Origin of the sequence: Streptomyces sp. 5-10 (genome assembly GCF_014712245.1) — a bacterium.
GTDB lineage: Bacteria > Actinomycetota > Actinomycetes > Streptomycetales > Streptomycetaceae > Streptomyces > Streptomyces violaceusniger.
The window spans coordinates 21704-39492 of record NZ_JACVYG010000058.1 but is presented as its reverse complement, the minus strand read 5'-3'; the positions used below and the strand labels follow the sequence as shown (position 1 = coordinate 39492).

The 17789-nt window shown below is 71.2% G+C and carries 16 protein-coding genes; 13 read left to right on the top strand and 3 right to left on the bottom strand.

Going from position 1 to position 17789, the window contains the following annotated elements; genetic code table 11:
* Positions 1-368 precede the first annotated feature (368 nt).
* Complete coding sequence (locus tag IEJ02_RS40050) at positions 369-869, top strand: ATP-binding protein (RefSeq protein ID WP_137980229.1); 501 nt, start codon at positions 369-371, stop codon at positions 867-869.
* Here IEJ02_RS40050 and idi read toward each other — a convergent pair.
* The 3 genes from idi to galE form a co-directional block, all read right to left on the bottom strand.
* Positions 844-1458 (bottom strand): isopentenyl-diphosphate Delta-isomerase, encoded by a 615-nt coding sequence (gene idi, locus IEJ02_RS40045; protein ID WP_191069283.1) that lies wholly within the window; start codon positions 1456-1458, stop codon positions 844-846. The genes IEJ02_RS40050 and idi overlap by 26 nt on opposite strands.
* Before the next feature lie 64 nt (positions 1459-1522).
* A complete protein-coding gene (locus IEJ02_RS40040; protein ID WP_191069282.1) occupies positions 1523-2446 on the bottom strand; it encodes a cation diffusion facilitator family transporter in 924 nt (307 codons plus the stop codon).
* 73 nt (positions 2447-2519) lie between these two features.
* Positions 2520-3506, bottom strand: coding sequence for a UDP-glucose 4-epimerase GalE (galE, locus tag IEJ02_RS40035; RefSeq protein WP_191069281.1), 987 nt, complete (start codon positions 3504-3506; stop codon positions 2520-2522).
* A gap of 346 nt (positions 3507-3852) precedes the next feature.
* Between galE and IEJ02_RS40025 the strand changes: the two genes are divergently transcribed.
* The 12 genes from IEJ02_RS40025 (at position 3853) to IEJ02_RS39970 (ending at position 17788) form a co-directional block, all read left to right on the top strand.
* A complete protein-coding gene (locus IEJ02_RS40025; RefSeq protein ID WP_317986039.1) occupies positions 3853-6210 on the top strand; it encodes a DUF5941 domain-containing protein in 2358 nt (785 codons plus the stop codon).
* Entirely contained in the window at positions 6207-6944 is a 738-nt protein-coding gene (locus IEJ02_RS40020) for a phosphocholine cytidylyltransferase family protein (protein ID WP_191069280.1), read from the top strand. Before IEJ02_RS40025 ends, IEJ02_RS40020 begins: the two co-directional genes overlap by 4 nt.
* Positions 6932-8005 (top strand): iron-containing alcohol dehydrogenase family protein, encoded by a 1074-nt coding sequence (locus IEJ02_RS40015; protein ID WP_191069279.1) that lies wholly within the window; start codon positions 6932-6934, stop codon positions 8003-8005. The genes IEJ02_RS40020 and IEJ02_RS40015 overlap by 13 nt, the downstream gene beginning before the upstream one ends.
* Positions 7971-8762 (top strand): CDP-alcohol phosphatidyltransferase family protein, encoded by a 792-nt coding sequence (locus IEJ02_RS40010; protein ID WP_191069278.1) that lies wholly within the window; start codon positions 7971-7973, stop codon positions 8760-8762. Before IEJ02_RS40015 ends, IEJ02_RS40010 begins: the two co-directional genes overlap by 35 nt.
* 11 nt (positions 8763-8773) lie before the next feature.
* Complete coding sequence (locus IEJ02_RS40005; protein WP_137981022.1) at positions 8774-9646, top strand: glycosyltransferase family 2 protein; 873 nt, start codon at positions 8774-8776, stop codon at positions 9644-9646.
* Between the two features lie 79 nt (positions 9647-9725).
* Positions 9726-10661 carry an ABC transporter permease gene (locus IEJ02_RS40000; protein ID WP_191069277.1) on the top strand — a complete coding sequence of 312 codons (936 nt, stop codon included), beginning with the start codon at positions 9726-9728 and terminating at the stop codon, positions 10659-10661.
* Positions 10654-11487 carry an ABC transporter ATP-binding protein gene (locus IEJ02_RS39995; RefSeq protein WP_317986038.1) on the top strand — a complete coding sequence of 278 codons (834 nt, stop codon included), beginning with the start codon at positions 10654-10656 and terminating at the stop codon, positions 11485-11487. The genes IEJ02_RS40000 and IEJ02_RS39995 overlap by 8 nt, the downstream gene beginning before the upstream one ends.
* Positions 11488-11701: 214 nt before the next feature.
* Positions 11702-12475, top strand: coding sequence for an IclR family transcriptional regulator (locus IEJ02_RS50060; RefSeq protein ID WP_275562264.1), 774 nt, complete (start codon positions 11702-11704; stop codon positions 12473-12475).
* Positions 12476-12665: 190 nt separating this feature from the next.
* Entirely contained in the window at positions 12666-12968 is a 303-nt protein-coding gene (locus IEJ02_RS39985) for a response regulator transcription factor (protein WP_191069275.1), read from the top strand.
* 92 nt (positions 12969-13060) lie between these two features.
* Positions 13061-14524 (top strand): MFS transporter, encoded by a 1464-nt coding sequence (locus tag IEJ02_RS39980; protein WP_137980234.1) that lies wholly within the window; start codon positions 13061-13063, stop codon positions 14522-14524.
* 81 nt (positions 14525-14605) lie between these two features.
* Positions 14606-15979 carry an NAD(P)/FAD-dependent oxidoreductase gene (locus IEJ02_RS39975; RefSeq protein WP_191069274.1) on the top strand — a complete coding sequence of 458 codons (1374 nt, stop codon included), beginning with the start codon at positions 14606-14608 and terminating at the stop codon, positions 15977-15979.
* A gap of 234 nt (positions 15980-16213) precedes the next feature.
* Positions 16214-17788, top strand: coding sequence for an acyltransferase domain-containing protein (locus IEJ02_RS39970; RefSeq protein WP_191069273.1), 1575 nt, complete (start codon positions 16214-16216; stop codon positions 17786-17788).
* Position 17789: the final 1 nt, after the last annotated feature.

The following is a 17789-nucleotide window of genomic DNA, read 5'->3' as shown; positions in this document are numbered from 1 at the left end:
TATCCGGGTCGCTTGTGTCTGGGCCGCCCGTATCCGGGCCGCCCGTATCCGGGTCGCTCGTGTCCGGGTCGCTCGATCCGGGCCCCTCGTGTCCGGGCCGCGCGGCGGCGCCTCCGACGGCATGCGGGGCGGGGCCCGGCTGGGCCCCGGCCGTTCGAGTCGGTCACGGCGGAGTCAAGGCCCGGAATCCACAGAGTCAATGCTCGGAATCCACGCGAGCAGGAACAGTCGAGCGCGTGACCCTGGCATACGCCAACGATCAAAAACGCTCGATAAGCGTCAAGTTCTGCGTAGTCCATCGGTCAGTACCAGAGCTTCCCAACACTCGATACGAGTGGTCGGGCCGCGGCGAGGGGTGGGTATCGCACATGGAGATCGTCGGGAGAGTCCCCTCCGAAGCGGGACACGCCCCGCCCGCGCCCCCGGTCGCCTACGAGGGAACCTGGCGGTTCACCGCACCCGCCCTGGACTCCTCCGTGCCCCAGGCCCGGCACGCGGTGCGCGAGCTGCTGGTCGATCAGCGGGTGCCGGTGACCGACGAACTGGTGGAGAGTCTGCTCCTGATCGCCTCCGAGCTGGTCACCAACGCGGTACGGCACGCCGCGCTGCTCTCTCCCGAGATCGCCGTCGAGGTCTCCCTGAGCCGGGACTGGGTCCGGATCGCCGTCGAGGACAACCATCCCTACCGGCCCGTCGCGCTGATGGCGGACCATGGCGGGACCGGCGGGCGTGGACTGCTGCTCGTGACGGCGATCACGGAGGAGGCGGGCGGGGTCTACGACGTCGATCACACGGCGAGCGGCGGCAAGGTGGTCTGGGCCGCCCTTCCGCTGCCCGGCGCCGCTACCAGCCGGCCGCCGAACCGGTGAGCTCACGGACCACCGGGCGGGCCGTGTCCAGCACGGTCAGGAACCACGCCGAGAACGGCCCCGCGTCGCGCAGCAGCTTGTCCAGCTCATCGGGGGTGACGAAGGCGATGTCGCAGATCTCCTCGGGATCCGGGCGCGGGGTCGCCCGCACCAGCCCCGCGAAGACGTGGTTGTACTCCTGCTCCACCAGGCCCGAGGCCGGGTCCGGGTGGTTGTAGCGGACCGTGCCCGCCTCCCGTAGCAGCGCGGGCGCCAGGCCCAGCTCCTCGGCGGTGCGCCGGGCGGCGGCCACGAACGGCGGCTCATCGGGGTACGGGTGGCCGCAGCAGGTGTTGGACCAGACCCCGGGGGAGTGGTACTTACCCAGCGCGCGGCGCTGGAGCAGCAGCCGCCCCTCGTCGTCGAAGAGGAAGACGGAGAACGCCCGGTGCAGCTGCCCCGGCGGAAGATGGGCGGAGACCTTCTCCGCGGTGCCGATCGTCGTACCGTCCTCGTCGACCAGCTCGAGCATGATCGGTTCGGCGGAACCGCTCGGCGCGGAGGGCGCGGCGGTCTCGGCGGAGCCGCCGTTGGCAGGTGTGATCGGCATGACCATCCTCATAGTTCCGGATCGTGAGCGTCCAAGTCTGCCGCACATGTGCCTCTTGCGCGTGTCAGTGGCACAGCTTGGCTTCGTGATCAGCATGCCCACCCGGTTCCAGCTGGAACGTGCAGTGCCCGACGTCGAAGTGCTCCCCCAGGCATTCCTGGAGTGCGTGCAGCATCCGCTCGTGCCCCATCGCGTCCAGGGCCCCCGGAGCGACCACCACATGGGCCGAGAGCACCGGCATTCCCGAGGTGATGGTCCACACATGGAGGTCGTGCAGCCCCTCGACCCCGGGCAGGCCGAGGATGTGGGCGCGTACGGCCGCCATGTCGACATTCCGCGGCGCCGCCTCCAGGAGCACGTTCAGCGTCTCGCGCAGCAGCTTGTACGTCCGCGGGACGATCATGAGGCCGATCACCAGGGAGGCGATGGGATCGGCCGTCTGCCAGCCGGTCGCGAGGATGATCCCGGCGGACACCAGCACCGCGACCGAGCCGAGCGCGTCCGCCGCGACCTCCAGGAAGGCGCCCCGTACGTTCAGGCTGGTGCGCTGCCCGCCCCGGAGCAGGGCCAGCGACACCAGGTTCGCCGCCAGGCCGACGGCGCCGAAGACGACCGTCAGCCCGCCCTCGGTGGCGGTCGGGGTGAGGAACCGCAGCACCGCCTCACAGAGGATGTAGCCGCCGACGCCGAACAGCAGCAGACAGTTGGCCAGGGCCGCCAGGATCTCGGCGCGGGCGTAGCCGTAGGTGCGGTGCGGGCTCGGCGGGCGGCCCGCGAAGTGGATCGCCAGCAGCGCCATCGCGAGCCCGAGCGCATCTGTCGCCATGTGGCCGGCGTCCGCGAGCAGGGCGAGGGAGCCGGCGAGCAGACCGCCGACGATCTCCACGGCCATCACCGTGAGGGTGATGGCCAGGGCGATCCGCAGCCGCCACCGGTGGGCGGCGCCCGCGGTGGTCCGGCCGCCGGCGTGGTCATGACCTGCGCCCATGTGCGTAGGGGCCTCCTCCCGGCGACGCGGTCCCCTGCCCACCAGTGAACTACGGCACCGGGACGGCGCCGGGTCAGCCGCGCCGGGCCTCCGGGTGGTGGAGGCACCAGCCCTCCCAGGCCGACTCCACCATCGCGCGCACATCGTGCCGGGCGCTCCAGCCCAGCTCCTTGGCGATCAGTTCGGTGGATCCGACGACCCGGGCCGGATCGCCCGCCCGGCGCGGCCCCACCACGGGGGTGAGGTCCGGGCGGCCGGTGATCTCGCCGATCAGGTCGGACATCTCCCGCACCGAGACGCCCCGGCCGGTGCCGATGTTCACCGTGAGATCGCCCGGCTCCGGCTGTGCGGCCAGCCGACGGGCCACGGCCAGATGGGCGGAGGCCAGATCCTCGACATGGATGTAGTCGCGGACACAGGTGCCGTCGGGGGTGTCGTAGTCATCACCGAAGATCCGCGGCGGCTCTCCCTCGGTGATCCGCTCGAACATCATCGGGATGATGTTGAACACTCCGGTGTCGGCCATCTCGGGGCGCGTGGCACCCGCCACATTGAAGTAGCGCAGACAGGCCGTGGAGAGGGAGTGGGCCGCGCCCGCCGCCCTGACCAGCCATTCTCCGGCCAGCTTGGTCTCTCCGTACGGATTGATCGGCAGGCACGGGGTGTCCTCGGTGACGAGTTCCACATCGGGCATGCCGTAGACGGCGGCGGAGGAGGAGAAGAGGAAGCGGCTGACACCGGCCGCGACCACCGCCTCGAGCAGCACCGTGAGCCCGTGCACATTCTCCCGGTAGTAGCGGAGCGGCTGCTCCACGGACTCCCCGACCTGCTTCTTCGCCGCGAGATGCACCACACCGGTCACCCCCAGCTCGGCGAACGTGCGGTCCAGCAGCTCACGGTCCAGGGTGGAGCCGCACACCAGGGGCACGTCCTGGGGCAGCCGCGCCCGGACGCCGCTGGACAGGTCGTCGAGCACGGCCACGGACTCGCCCGCCTCGGCCATGGCCCGCACGACATGCGACCCGATATATCCGGCACCACCTGTGATCAGCCATGTCATGCCCCGCACCCTATCCATGGCGGGGCGGTCGCCGTTTGTGGAGGACAGCCGCCATCCACCATGATGATCGGCGGCGCGCGGAAGTGGTCGTTCCCCCGATGGTGTGGTGAATGTGCGGTGAACGGCGGCTTCCATCGATCCGATAGCCTCTGCCGGACGTGCCGCCAGCCCATGGGGCCAGGGCGTGCGATGCCCATGGCCCGGAGGGCCCCAGGCCAGTGCCATCAGCGGCGCGGCCACCATGTCAGCTGCCAAGGAGTGAGTTCGTCTGTCGACCGCGATTCTCACCGGTGCGCCGGTCGCCGGCTCGTCCCTCGAGGACGACCTGCGGTCGCTGGGCTTCGCCGTGCGTACGGCGACCGACGCCGCCGGGGTCACGGCGGAGCTCGCCGCCGTCCCGGCGCATGAGCGGGTGGCCCTCGTGGACTCCCGCTTCGTCGGCCATGCCCATGCCCTGCGGCTGGCCCTCACCGACCCCCGCTTCCCGGCCGCCACGGTGCGCGGTGCGCTGACGGCCCAGCCGGAGGCGCGGGCGGCCCTGGTCCGCGCGGTGACGGCTGCCGCCGCCACGGCGCGGACCAGTGACGGTGGGGCGCCTACCGCCGCCCCCGCTCCCGGCTCCGCCGAGAGTCCGGAGCACGCGGCCGCGTCAACGGTGGTGCCCACCACCGTGCCCGACCGGGCGGAGGAGACCCAGCCGCCCGTGGGCTCGGCCCCGGGCCCTGGTGCGGACGACAGGAGCGGCGACGCAGGCGCGCCCGGAGCGGCTGTGGCTTCGGGGGCCGCCGATCGGGCGGACGCCGCCGTGCATGCGTCCGACGCGGCACACGCGTCGGGCGAGTACGCCGAAAGCCGGAGCCGGACGCGGCCGTCCGGAGCCGCCACCGCCCTCGGCGCCGCCGCCGCGCCCACCACCGCCGGTGCTGTCGGGCGGGCGACCCGCACCGATGCCGCCGGGACGACCGCGCCGGACCGCGCTGCCGGCACAGGCGTGCGTGCGGGCGGCGCGGCACACGCCGCCGACAGCTTCGCCACGCGGTCCCCCTCCGAGTCCTCCGCCGAGGTGGCGGCCATGGGCGCCGCCAACGCGCCCACCGCCGCCGCGCCCGGCGAGGCCGCCCACGTGGCCTCGCCGGACCGTACCGCCGACGGCCTCGCCGCACCGTCGCGGTCCGGGGCCCCCGCCGAGGTGGCGGCCATGCACGGCGCCGCCGACGCCCACTCCTGGGTGGACGACATCGCCGCGGCCCTCGACGCCGGAGGCGTCGCCCTTCACCGGCCCGAGCTCGGGGTGCTCGTGGCCGCCGTGCCCGCGGACGCCCTGTCGCGGGCGAAGGCACAGGACGCCGTGGACGCGGTGGACGACGAGCGAGTGCGGCTGCGGTCGGCCGTGAAGGCGCGGGACGGCTTCTTCACGACCTTCTGCATCAGCCCGTACTCCCGCTACATCGCCCGCTGGTGCGCCCGGCGCGGGCTGACCCCCAATCAGGTCACCACCGCCTCCCTCCTCACCGCGCTCATCGCCGCGGCCTGCGCCGCCACCGGCACCCGGCCCGGCTTCGTCTCGGCCGGTGTGCTGCTGATCGCCTCGTTCGTGCTCGACTGCACCGACGGGCAGTTGGCCCGCTACTCGCTCCAGTACTCCACGCTCGGCGCCTGGCTGGACGCCACGTTCGACCGGGCCAAGGAGTACGCCTACTACGCGGGTCTCGCGCTCGGCGCCGCCCGCGCCGACGGCGACGACATCTGGGCGCTCGCACTCGGCGCGATGGTGCTCCAGACCTGCCGCCACGTCGTGGACTTCGCCTTCAACGAGGCCAACCACGACGCCACCGGCAACACCAGCCCCACCGCCGCCCTCTCCGGCCGCCTCGACAGCGTCGGCTGGACGGTCTGGGTGCGCCGCATGATCGTGCTGCCGATCGGCGAGCGCTGGGCGATGATCGCCGTGCTGACCGCGTTCACCACGCCCCGTATCACCTTCTACGCGACTCTCATCGGCTGTGCGCTGGCCGCCTGCTACACCACCGCGGGCCGGGTGCTGCGCTCGCTGACCCGCCGGGCCGGGCGCACGGACCGGGCCGCCCGCGCCCTCGCCGAGCTGGCCGACTCCGGCCCGCTGGCCGAGCTGGTCGCCAAGGCCGCCCCACGCGGGGCGAGTTCGTACCTCGCCCCGGTCTCGGCCGCGCTCGGCACGGCGGCCGTCCTGGCCGGCGCCGCGGCCACCGGCTTCGGCTCCTGGGTGCCCGTCGGCTGCGCCGTGCTCTACGCGGTGCTCGCGGGCGTCGCCGTCACCGCGCCCCTCAAGGGCCCCCTCGACTGGCTGGTGCCGCCGCTCTTCCGCGCGGCCGAATACGGCACCATCCTGATACTGGCGGCTTGCTCGGAGGTGAACGGCGCCTTGCCGGCGGCTTTCGGGCTCGTCGCGGCGGTCGCCTACCATCACTACGACACGGTGTACCGCATCCGCGGCGGCACCGGGGCGCCCCCGCACCGGCTGGTGCGGGCGATCGGCGGGCACGAGGGGCGGACGGTGGCGGTCACGGCCGCCGCTGCCCTGCTGCACCACCAGAACCAAGGTTTCACCATCGCGTTGACCGCTTTGGCGGCGGCCCTCGCGCTGGCGGTGCTCATCGAGAGCATCCGCTTCTGGGTGTCCTCAGGAGCACCCGCTGTACACGACGAATCAGGAGAACCCGCATGATCGGCCTCGTGCTCGCGGCCGGCGCCGGACGGCGTCTGCGCCCCTACACCGACACGCTCCCCAAGGCCCTGGTGCCCGTGGACGGTGAGACCACCGTCCTCGACCTGACCCTCGGCAACTTCGCGGAGATCGGTCTGACCGAGGTCGCCATCGTCGTCGGCTACCGCAAGGAGGCCGTGTACGAGCGCAAGGAGGCCCTGGAGCAGCGTTACGGCCTCAAGCTCACGCTGATCGACAACGACAAGGCCGAGGAGTGGAACAACGCCTACTCCCTCTGGTGCGCCCGTGACGCGATCCAGCACTCCGTGATCCTCGCCAACGGCGACACCGTGCACCCGGTCTCGGTCGAGAAGACCCTGCTGGCCGCGCGCGGCAACGGCCAGAAGATCATCCTCGCCCTGGACACGGTCAAGCAGCTCGCCGACGAGGAGATGAAGGTCGTCGCCGACCCCGACAAGGGCGTCCAGAAGATCACCAAGCTGATGGACCCGGCCGAGGCGACCGGTGAGTACATCGGCGTCACCCTCATCGAGGGCGAGGCCGCCGCGGACCTCGCGGACGCGCTGAAGGCCACCTTCGAGCGCGACCCCGACCTCTACTACGAGGACGGCTACCAGGAGCTGGTCAACCGCGGCTTCAAGGTCGACGTGGCCCCCATCGGCGACGTCAAGTGGGTCGAGATCGACAACCACGACGATCTGTCGAAGGGCCGTGAGATCGCGTGCCAGTACTGACGAGGCTCATCCCCTCGCCGCTCGTCGTCGACATCCGCGCGGGCGCCCTGGACGATCTCGCGGGGGTCCTCGCCGACCAGCGGATCTCCTCCTCCGGAAAGCTGGCCATCGCCATCAGCGGCGGCTCCGGCGCCCTGCTGCGCGAGCGGCTGGCGTCGGCGCTGCCGGGAGCGAGCTGGTACGAGGTCGGCGGCGGCACCCTGGATGACGCGATCAAGCTCGCCGACCGCATGAAGTCGGGGCACTACGACGCGGTTGTGGGGCTGGGCGGCGGAAAGATCATCGACTGTGCGAAGTTCGCCGCGGCGCGCATCGGCCTCCCGCTGGTCGCCGTCGCCACCAACCTCTCGCACGACGGTCTGTGCTCCCCGGTCGCCACCCTCGACAACGACGCGGGCCGCGGCTCGTACGGGGTGCCCAACCCGATCGCCGTGGTCATCGACCTCGACGTGATCCGGGAGGCCCCGGTCCGCTTCGTCCGCTCCGGTATCGGCGACGCCCTGTCCAACATCTCCGCGGTCGCCGACTGGGAGCTGTCCAACCGGGAGACCGGCGAGCAGATCGACGGCCTCGCGGCCGCGATGGCGCGCCAGGCCGGTGAGGCCGTGCTGCGCCACCCCGGCGGGGTCGGCGACGACGGCTTCCTCCAGGTGCTGGCCGAGGGACTGGTGCTCACCGGCATCTCGATGTCGGTCGCGGGGGACTCCCGCCCGGCCTCCGGTGCCTGCCACGAGATCAACCACGCCTTCGACCTCCTCTTCCCCAAGCGCGCCGCCAGCCACGGCGAGCAGTGCGGCCTGGCCGCCGCCTTCGCGATGCGTCTGCGCGGGGCGCACGAGGAGTCGGAGCACATGGCCGAGGTGCTGCACCGGCACGGGCTGCCCGTGCTGCCCGAGGAGATCGGCTTCACCGTGGACGAGTTCGTCCAGGTCGTGGAGTTCGCTCCGAAGACGCGCCCCGGCCGCTACACGATCCTCGAGCACCTCGACCTCTCATCCGACGCGATCAGGGACGCATACGCCGACTATGCCAAAGCAGTCAGTCAAGCCATCAGTGGCTGAACTCCGCCCGGTCGTCCACCCCGCGGGGGTGAAGGACCGGCGGAGCGGTGAGCACTGGGCCGGGCGCCTCTACATGCGGGAGATCTCGCTCCGCTGCGACCGGCACCTGGTGAACACGCGGGTCACGCCCAACCAGCTGACGTATCTGATGACCGTCTTCGGCGCCCTCGCCGCCCCGGCCCTGCTGGTGCCGGGGATCGCGGGCGCCGTGCTCGGGGTGCTGATGGTCCAGCTCTACCTGCTGCTGGACTGCGTGGACGGCGAGATAGCCCGCTGGAAGCAGCAGTTCTCGCTGAGCGGTGTGTATCTGGACCGGGTCGGCGCCTACCTGTGCGACGCCGCGGTGCTCGTCGGCTTCGGTCTGCGCGCCGCCGACCCGTGGGGCTCCGGGCGGATCGACTGGCTGTGGGCGTTCCTCGGCACCCTCGCCGCGCTCGGTGCCATCCTGATCAAGGCCGAGACCGACCTCGTCGGGGTCGCCCGGCACCAGGGCGGTCTGCCGCCGGTCAAGGAGGCGGCCGCCGAGCCGCGCTCGTCCGGTGTGGCGCTGGCCCGCAGGGCGGCCGCGGCGCTGAAGTTCCACCGGCTGGTCCTCGGGGTCGAGGCGTCGCTGCTCATCCTCGTGGTGGCGATCGTGGACCAGGTGCGCGGCGACCTGTTCTTCACCCGGCTGGGCGTTGCCGTACTGGCCGCTATCGCCCTGCTGCAAACCCTGCTTCACCTCGTGTCCATCCTCGCGTCGAGCAGGCTCAAGTGAGCATGAGCACAATGAAGCTCGGAGCGGTCGTCCTGACGATGGGCAACCGCCCCGAGGAGCTGCGCGCACTCCTCGACTCGGTCGCCAAGCAGGACGGCGACCCGGTCGAGGTGGTCGTCGTGGGCAACGGCTCGCCGCTGCCCCCGCTGCCCGAGGGCGTCCGGACCATCGAGCTGCCCGAGAACGTGGGCATTCCGGCGGGCCGCAACGTGGGCATCGAGGCGTTCGGACCCGGCGGGTCGGACGTCGATGTGCTGCTGTTCCTCGACGACGACGGGCTGCTGCCGGGCACCGACACGGCCGAGCTGTGCCGCCAGGCGTTCGCCGCCGACCCGGAGCTGGGCATCATCTCGTTCCGCATCGCCGACCCGGACACCGGCGTCACCCAGCGTCGCCATGTGCCCCGGCTGCGCGCCTCCGACCCCCTGCGGTCCTCCCGGGTGACCACTTTCCTGGGCGGTGCCAACGCGGTGCGTACCACGGTGTTCCAGCAGGTCGGAGGGTTGCCGGACGACTTCTTCTACGCCCATGAGGAGACCGATCTGGCCTGGCGGGCGCTGGACGCCGGATGGATGATCGATTACCGGTCGGACATGGTGCTGCACCATCCGACCACCGCCCCGAGCAGGCACGCGGTCTACCACCGCATGGTGGCGCGCAACCGGGTCTGGCTGGCCCGGCGTAACCTTCCTGCGCTGCTCGTCCCCGTCTATCTGGGCGTCTGGCTGCTGCTCACACTGGCCAGGCGTCCCTCGAAAACCGCACTTCGGGCCTGGTTCGGAGGGTTCCGGGAAGGCTGGAAGACACCGTGTGGTCCACGCCGGCCCATGAAGTGGCGTACGGTATGGCGCCTGACCCGACTGGGCCGACCTCCTGTCATCTGACAAGCTCGTAACGAAGAGCATCGGGCGCGACCCGGGGCGCGGCCCCGCTCAGCGCACCCTGAAGACGAAAGTGTCAACTGTGAGCGAGACTACGCACGACGGTGCGGTAGCCGTGAGTGGCCCGCCATCAGCCGACGACGGACTGTCCCCGGCCGAGCTGGCGCGGAAGTACGAGCTGTCGGTGAGCGGCGCCCGGGTGAGCCTCCGCGAGTACATCCGCCAGATGTGGGGCCGGCGTCACTTCATCATGGCCTTCTCGTCGGCCAAGCTCACCGCCCAGTACAGCCAGGCCAAGCTGGGTCAGGTGTGGCAGGTGGCGACCCCGCTGCTCAACGCGGCGGTGTACTTCTTCATCTTCGGCATGCTGCTGAAGAGCAGTCGCGGTATGCCGAACGACATGTACATTCCGTTCCTGGTGACGGGTGTGTTCGTCTTCACCTTCACCCAGGCATCCGCCATGGCGGGCGTACGGGCGATCTCCGGAAACCTCGGGCTGGTGCGGGCCCTGCACTTCCCGCGCGCCTCGCTCCCCATCTCCTTCGCGCTCCAGCAGCTCCAGCAGCTGCTCTTCTCGATGATCGTGCTGGTCATCGTGCTACTGGGCTTCGGTCACTACCCGTCCTTCGCCTGGCTGCTCATCGTGCCCACGCTGGCGCTCCAGTTCGTCTTCAACACCGGGCTTTCGCTGATCATGGCCCGGCTGGGGGCCAAGACCCCGGACCTCGCTCAGCTGCTGCCCTTCATCCTCCGTACGTGGATGTACGCGTCCGGGGTGATGTTCCCGCTGGCCCGTACGCTCGAACACGCGGGGGCGAGCAAGTGGATCTCGGACGCCATGCTGGGGAACCCGGCGGCGGTGTACATGGACCTGATGCGGTACGCGCTGATCGACGACTACACCGGGGCCAACCTGCCGCCGCATGTGTGGGCGCTGGCCCTGGGCTGGGCGGTCCTCTTCGGCGTCGGGGGATTCGTGTACTTCTGGAAGGCAGAGGAGCAGTACGGCCGTGGCTGAGCAAACCCTCGACAAAGGTGCCCAGGCGGAGCAGGCCGACCAGGCCGCTCAGGTGGCTTCCGCGCCGACGCGGGTGCCCACCGTCATCGCCGACGACGTCCACATCGTCTACCGGGTCAACGGCGGCCCCAAGGGGAAGGGCAGCGCCACCGCCGCCCTCAGCCGCATGCTGGGCCGCAAGAACGCGCCTGGCATGCGCGAGGTGCACGCCGTGCGCGGGGTCACCTTCGTGGCGTACAAGGGCGAGTCGATCGGTCTGATCGGGTCCAATGGCTCGGGGAAGTCGACCCTGCTCAAGGCCGTCGCGGGGCTGCTGCCCACCGAGCGCGGCAAGGTCTACACCAACGGCCAGCCGTCGCTGCTCGGTGTGAACGCGGCGCTGATGAACGACCTCACTGGTGAGCGGAACGTGATCCTCGGCGGTCTGGCCATGGGCATGTCGCGTGAGCAGATCCGGGAGCGTTACCAGGGCATCGTGGACTTCTCGGGCATCAACGAGAAGGGTGACTTCATCACCCTGCCGATGCGCACGTACTCCTCCGGTATGGCGGCCCGGCTGCGGTTCTCCATCGCCGCGGCCAAGGACCACGATGTGCTGATGATCGACGAGGCGCTGGCCACCGGTGACAGGAAGTTCCAGAAGCGCTCCGAGGCCCGGATCCGCGAGCTCCGTCAGGAGGCCGGCACGGTCTTCCTCGTCAGCCACAACAACAAGTCCATCCGGGACACCTGCGACCGGGTGCTGTGGCTGGAGAAGGGCGAGCTGCTGATGGACGGCCCGACCGACGAGGTCATCAAGGCGTACGAGAAGGAGACCGGCAAGTAGCGCTACGGCGAACGCCGTCCCATAAACCATCAGGCCCCGCCGGGCAACCCGGCGGGGCCTTGTTGTCCACAAGCGGACCATGTACCCCGGATGGGAATGGGTGTGGAACCGTGGCGCGTTGGGCAGAGCGACGGGGGAATCTGCACGGGGGGCTGACGGGGTGGCCAACAGTGGTGCCGTGGGCGGAAGCGGGCATGCCGAGAGGGTCTTCCGCGTGCAGCGGGCCTTCACCCAGCTCGGCGGGCGGGCCCATGGGCCCGGGGCGCTGGCCAGAGCGGCGGATCTGGACGACTCGACCGTCTACCGGATCCTCCAGTCCGGGGTGCACCAGGGCATCTTCGTCCGCGAGGGCCGGGGTCTCTACCGGCTGGGCTCGGCGGCCCCGCAGCTCGGTCTCAAGGCCCTGGCCCACTCGCCCGCCCCGGAGGCCGCACACGCCCTCCTGGAGGCGCTGCGCCGGGCCACCGGGGGGCTGGCCTTCCTCTATCTGCTGGCGCCGTTCGGCGGCGCGCACCGGCAGTGCGTCGACATGGCCGTCGGCGACTCCGATCTGACGGAGCTGGGGATGACGCCGCGTGCGGTGCAGACCGTCGAGCACTCGCTGCGGGTGGGCGCCGCGGGGCGGGCGATCCTGGCGTATCTGCCGGAGACCATCCAGTCGGAGGTGCTGGACCGGCCGGTGCCCGCCGAGGCCGGTCCCGGCGCCTACCAGGACGACGTGCGGCTCCTGGCCTCGCTGGAGCGGATCAGGGCGCGGGGGTACGCCCTGGGGCACGAGGAGTGCGCGGCGGGGTGGAACGAGTGCGCGGCGCCGGTCACCTGGGACGGGCTGGTGATGGGCTCGGTGCTGGTGATGAAGCCCAAACAGGTCATGACGCGGTGTCCGGTGACCGTCATCGAGGCGGTGGAGCGGACGGCGGCGGCCCTTGCCGACCTGGGGCGGGGCGGTCCCGCCGGTTCGGATGGCGATGATTCGAGAATGAAGTAAATTTACGGTAACAGGAGTAAACGTCAAGCGCATTCCCCGTGCTTCACCTGGCATTTCTCGCGAGGTGAGAAAGGGTCGGAAATCCTTGACTCGTACCTGTGTGCGGCCGCAATAATCAAGAGGGCAAACCAGCCTGATTCTTGCATGAGCGGCGGCTCGAAGAGCCGCGCAACTAGGGGGAAATGTCACCGTGTCCGACAGGGGCGGTCTCGCCGTCGTGCCCGATATTCCCGCACCCAACTGGGCGCGGGAGCTGGAACGTGTGCCGTTGTTATCAGTCAGGGAGGGTCAGACGTTTGCGCTGCTCGGCGCGGGCTGGTCCAACCGCCGTATCGCGCTGCGGCTGCAAGTGACCGAGCGCACGGTGAAGGCGCATGTGGCGTCAATACTCGCGAAACTGCAGGTGGAATCGCGGCTACAGGCCGGTCTGGTCGCGCTCAGCTACCGCCACCTGTACCAAAGTACAGTTCCGGGGCGGGTCGTGGCCGGTTAGCGTTGCCCCGTCTGCCCGTTTATCCGTCGGCCGGATATCGACGTGAACCAACCTGTCGCACAGCAATCGCGCCGTCAATTGGAAAGGTATTCATGACTGACCGTTCCGGCCCGAGCGGTATGAACCCCGTGTGGACGCTGGTGGTGTCCGGACTCACCGTCTTCATGGCCGCCTTGGACAACCTCGTCGTCATCACCGCGCTGCCCGCCATCCAGAAGGACCTGGGCACCAGCCTCCAGGACCTGGAGTGGACGGTGAACGGCTACACCCTCACCTTCTCGGTCTTCCTGATGGCCGGTGCGGCCGCCGGTGACCGGTTCGGGCGCCGCCGGGTGTTCCTGGCCGGCCTCGTCGTCTTCACCGGGGCCTCCGCCGCCGCAGCGCTGTCCGGCAGCGCGGACGCCCTGATCGCCGCCCGGGCCGTACAGGGACTCGGGGCGGCCGTGGTGATGCCGCTGACCCTCACCCTGCTGACCGTGGCCGTCCCCGAGCGCCGGCGCGGTGTCGCGCTGGGCGTCTGGGGCGCCCTCAGCGGGCTCGCGGTCGCGCTCGGCCCACTGATCGGCGGGGCCGTGGTGGAGAAGATCTCCTGGGAGTGGATCTTCTGGGTCAATGTGCCGATCGGTGTGGTGGTGCTGGTGCTCGGCCTGTGGAAGCTGGCCGAGTCCACCCGCCCGGACACCTCACTGGACCCGGTGGGCACCGTCCTGGTCAGCCTCGGGGTGTTCGGCGTGGTCTACGCGCTGGTGTCCACCACCGAACACGGCTGGTCCAGCGCCCGGGTGCTCGGCTTCCTGGCCGGCGGCCTGGTGGTGCTCGCGCTCTTCGTCGGCTGGGAGCTGCGCACGGCCGAACCGATGCTGCCGATGCGGCTGTTCCGCAACCGCGCGTTCAGCGCGGTCAACGCGGCCAGCCTGCTGATGTTCGCGGCGATGTTCGGACTGGTCTTCCTGCTCACCCAGTTCATGCAGAACATCCAGGGCTTCTCGCCGCTGGAGGCGGGCGTGAAGATGCTGCCGTGGACGGCGATGCCGGTCGTCGTCGCTCCGCTGGCGGCGCTGCTGACCGCACGGCTCGGCAACCGTCTGGTGGTCGCCGCGGGCCTGCTGTTCGAGGCCGCGGGGCTTGGCTGGCTGGCGTCCGTGGTGAGCGCGGACACCGCCTACGCCGACCAGGTGCCCGGACTGGTGCTCGGCGGAATCGGCCTGGGGCTGTTCTTCTCGCCCGTCGCGGAAATGGCGATGAACGTCGTCGCGCCCCGCGACCAGGGAATCGCCTCGGGCGCCAACAACACCTTCCGGGAGCTCGGCGGCGCACTCGGCGTCGCGGTGCTCACCTCCGTATTCACCACGCTGGGCGGATACGGCTCGCCCCAGGAATTCGTGGACGGGCTGCGGCCCGCCGCCTGGATCGGCGCCGGAATCGCCGCCGTCGGCTGTCTGGCCATTCTCACGGCACCGCGCGGCCGCACCGCACCGGCCGAGACGAAGGTGATTTCTTCGGGTGCCGTCGAGGATTCATACCAGGGAAACCTCCCGAGCCGGTCGCGCAACTAATTTCGAGAGAGCGAAGTCAGAGCGAACAAGATGATCCAACGGACCCCGGACCCCGGGTGACCGTTGGGTATGGGGGACGCTATGTACGACGTCATTGTGGTAGGAGCGCGCATCAGCGGGGCATCGACCGCGATGCTCCTGGCGAGAGCGGGGTACCGGGTCCTTCTCCTCGACCGGGCGAAATTCCCCGGCGGTAAGGGGGCCGCCACCAATCTCGTCCACCCTCCGGGAATTCTCCGGCTGAAGCGCTGGGGACTACTGGACGAGGTGGCGGCCACCGGCTGCCCGCCCATTCACTCCTACGGTCTCCAGAGCGGCCCGGTTCAGCTGATGGCCAAGCTGCCCGCCGTCGAGGGCGTGGCCGAGGCGTACTCCCCGGAGCGCCGCAAGCTGGACGAGATCCTGCTGGAGGCCGCCGTCAAGGCCGGGGCGGAGCTGCGGGAGCAGGTCGCGCTGCGGGAGCTGCTGACGGACGCCCAGGGCACCGTCATCGGCGTCCGGGCCGAGACCGAGGACCGCACCCCCATCGTCGAGCACGCGCGGCTGGTGGTGGGCGCCGACGGCTCGAACTCCACCGTCGCCCGGCTGGTGGGGGCCGAGAAGTACGACTCCCATCCGGTGCTCAACAAGAGCCACTGGTCGTACTGGGCCGATCTGCCGCACGACGGCAAGGTGCGCACCTACCGCCACCGCCAGCAGCACGCCTTCACCTGGCCCACCCACGACGGCCTGACCATCGTCGGACTGGCCCTGCCGGTCAAGGACTTCAAGGCGTCCGCCGACGGGGAGCGCGACGCCACGGTCATCTCCGCCTTCGAGGAGGTCGACCCGGAGTTCGCGGCGCGGCTGCGGGAGACCCGGCGCGTCGACAAGTGGATGACCGGCGCGGTCCCCAACTTCCTGCGCCACTGCCACGGCCCCGGCTGGGCCCTGGCCGGCGACGCGGGCTACACCCGCGACCCCATCACCGCCGCCGGTATCACCGACTCGCTGCGCGGTGCCGAACTGCTGGTGGAGGCCGTGGAGCCGGCCCTGGCCGGGGACCGCGACCTGGCCCCCGCGCTCGCCGACTACGCCCGGCGCCGCGACGCCCTGGTGAGCGGCCACTTCCGGTACACCCGCGACCACGCCGCGATCGCCGACTACAACCGCGAGGAGCTGGAGTTCATCCGGGCGATGGCCCGCAGCCCGCACCACGGCAGCGGCATGGTCGGGATGTTCGCCACCATCGTCCCGCCCGCCGAGTTCTACTCCCCGGCCAATATCCACGCCCTCTTCGACCACATCCCGCCGGGCTCCGAGCCGGGCTGGAAGATCCGGATGGTGCGCTGGCTCGTCCGCGGTGCCCCCCGGCACCTGCCCCCGGCGACCCGGCTCGCCGACCGGCTGATCGCCGCCAACCTCGGGAGCATGGGCACCTTCCTGCTCGACTCCCCGGTCGCCCGCGTGGCCTAGGGGGTGTCCGACGGTACGCGTACGCCTGCGGCGGGCCACGCGGCGGAGCCGCATACCGGTGCTTCCCCCCTCCCCGCCCCTTCCCGGCACCTGACGATATGCGGCTCCGCCGCGTGGGGCTCCGCCCCAGACCCCGGGGTCCACAAACGGCCTTCGGCCGTCCACAGCGCCGCGCCACCCGCGCGGGTGGCGCACCTCACCCACCGTCACCACCACAGCCATGGAGGCATCGGCATGTCCAGCAATCCGTCCCCCGACGTCACGACGGCGTTCCTCTTCCCCGGACAAGGGGGTTTCGACGGCGAGGCGCTCCGCCGGGCCAAGGAGCGCCATCCCCAGATCGGCCGGGTCTTCGCACGGCTCGACGCCGTGACCGAGGAGCTCTACGGCAGCCGCGTCTCCGAGGTGCTCTTCGGGGAGCGCAAGGCCGATCTGCGCGATCTGCTCGACAACGACCCCTGGGCCTCCCAGGTCGCCATCTACGGCGCCGGTCTGGCCGCCTACGAGATCCTGGCCGCCCAGGGCGTCGCCCCCGACGTCCTGGCCGGGCACAGCCTCGGCGAGATCACCGCCCTGGTGGCGGCCGGGGCCTTCTCGGTCGAGGACGGGGTCCGGATCGTCGCCCGGCGCGTGGCCGTGATCGAGCGGCAGGGCGGGGTGGACGGGCGCATGGTGGCCCTGGCCGCGAGCGCCGAGCGCACCCGCAAGCTGCTGGAGCTGGTGGACGAGCCGCTGCTGGCCGTCGCCACCGAGAACCACGACGAGCAGACCGTGGTCAGCGGCCCCGCCGGAATCCTGGACCGGGTCGTGGCGATCGCCGGACAGCTGGACGTGGGCGCCATCGAGATCGACACCCCTTTCCCCTTCCACACCCCGGCGCTCGCCCCCGCCGCCCCCGAGTTCGCCGCGTACGTGCGGAAGCTGGACCAGCGCCCGCTGAACCGCCCGGTCTACTCGCCGATCCTCCAGCGCTACTACGAGCCGGGCGACGCCCTCGCCGACCTGCTGGCCGAGCACTTCACCCGGCCGGTGCGGTTCGCCGCGGCCGTACGGCACCTGCGGGAGACCGGTGCCGAGGTGTTCGTGGAGGCGGGCGGGCGCGCCGCGCTCTCCAAGCTGGTCGCCAAGGTGACCGACGGCTCCGCGGTGCGGTCGCTGCCCACGCTGGCCCTGACCGGCGGGCGGCTGGCGCTCGACGGCACCCTCGACGCGCTGCGCGAGGCCGGTCTGGCGGCGCCGGAGCGCGGCGGGCTCGCCGAGCTGCTGGCCCCCTCGGTGCCCGCGGACGTCTTCGCGGCGTACTGGAGCGAGCGCGGCCACATGGTGCTGGAGCTGGTCCGCACCGAACTTGACGCCTTCCGCAAGTCCACCGAGGGCCGCGGTACCGAGCCCGAGTCGCGGCCCGCGGCAGCCGTCGAGCCGGAGCCCGCGGCAGCCGTCGAGCCGGAGCCCGCCGCCGAGGCCGCTCCCGCGCCCGCGCCGGAGGCCCCGGCGGCCCCCGCGTCCAGTGCGCGGCCCGAGGGGTACGGCCGCGACCAGCTCTTCGGGGAGCTGCGGACCCTCTACGCCGAGGCGCTCGAATACCCCGAGGACGTCTTCGAGGACGAGGTGCAGCTGGAGGCCGAGCTGGGCGTCGACTCCGTCAAGCAGGTCGAACTGCTGTCCAGGGTCTCCAGCCGCTACGGGCTGCCGCCGCGCGAGTCCGGCTTCCGGCTGGCCACCTACAACACCATGGGCAAGATCACCGACTTTGTGCTCCAGCAGCTCAACGACCGGGGGGCCCACACACCGGCCTCCGCCACGGGCTGAA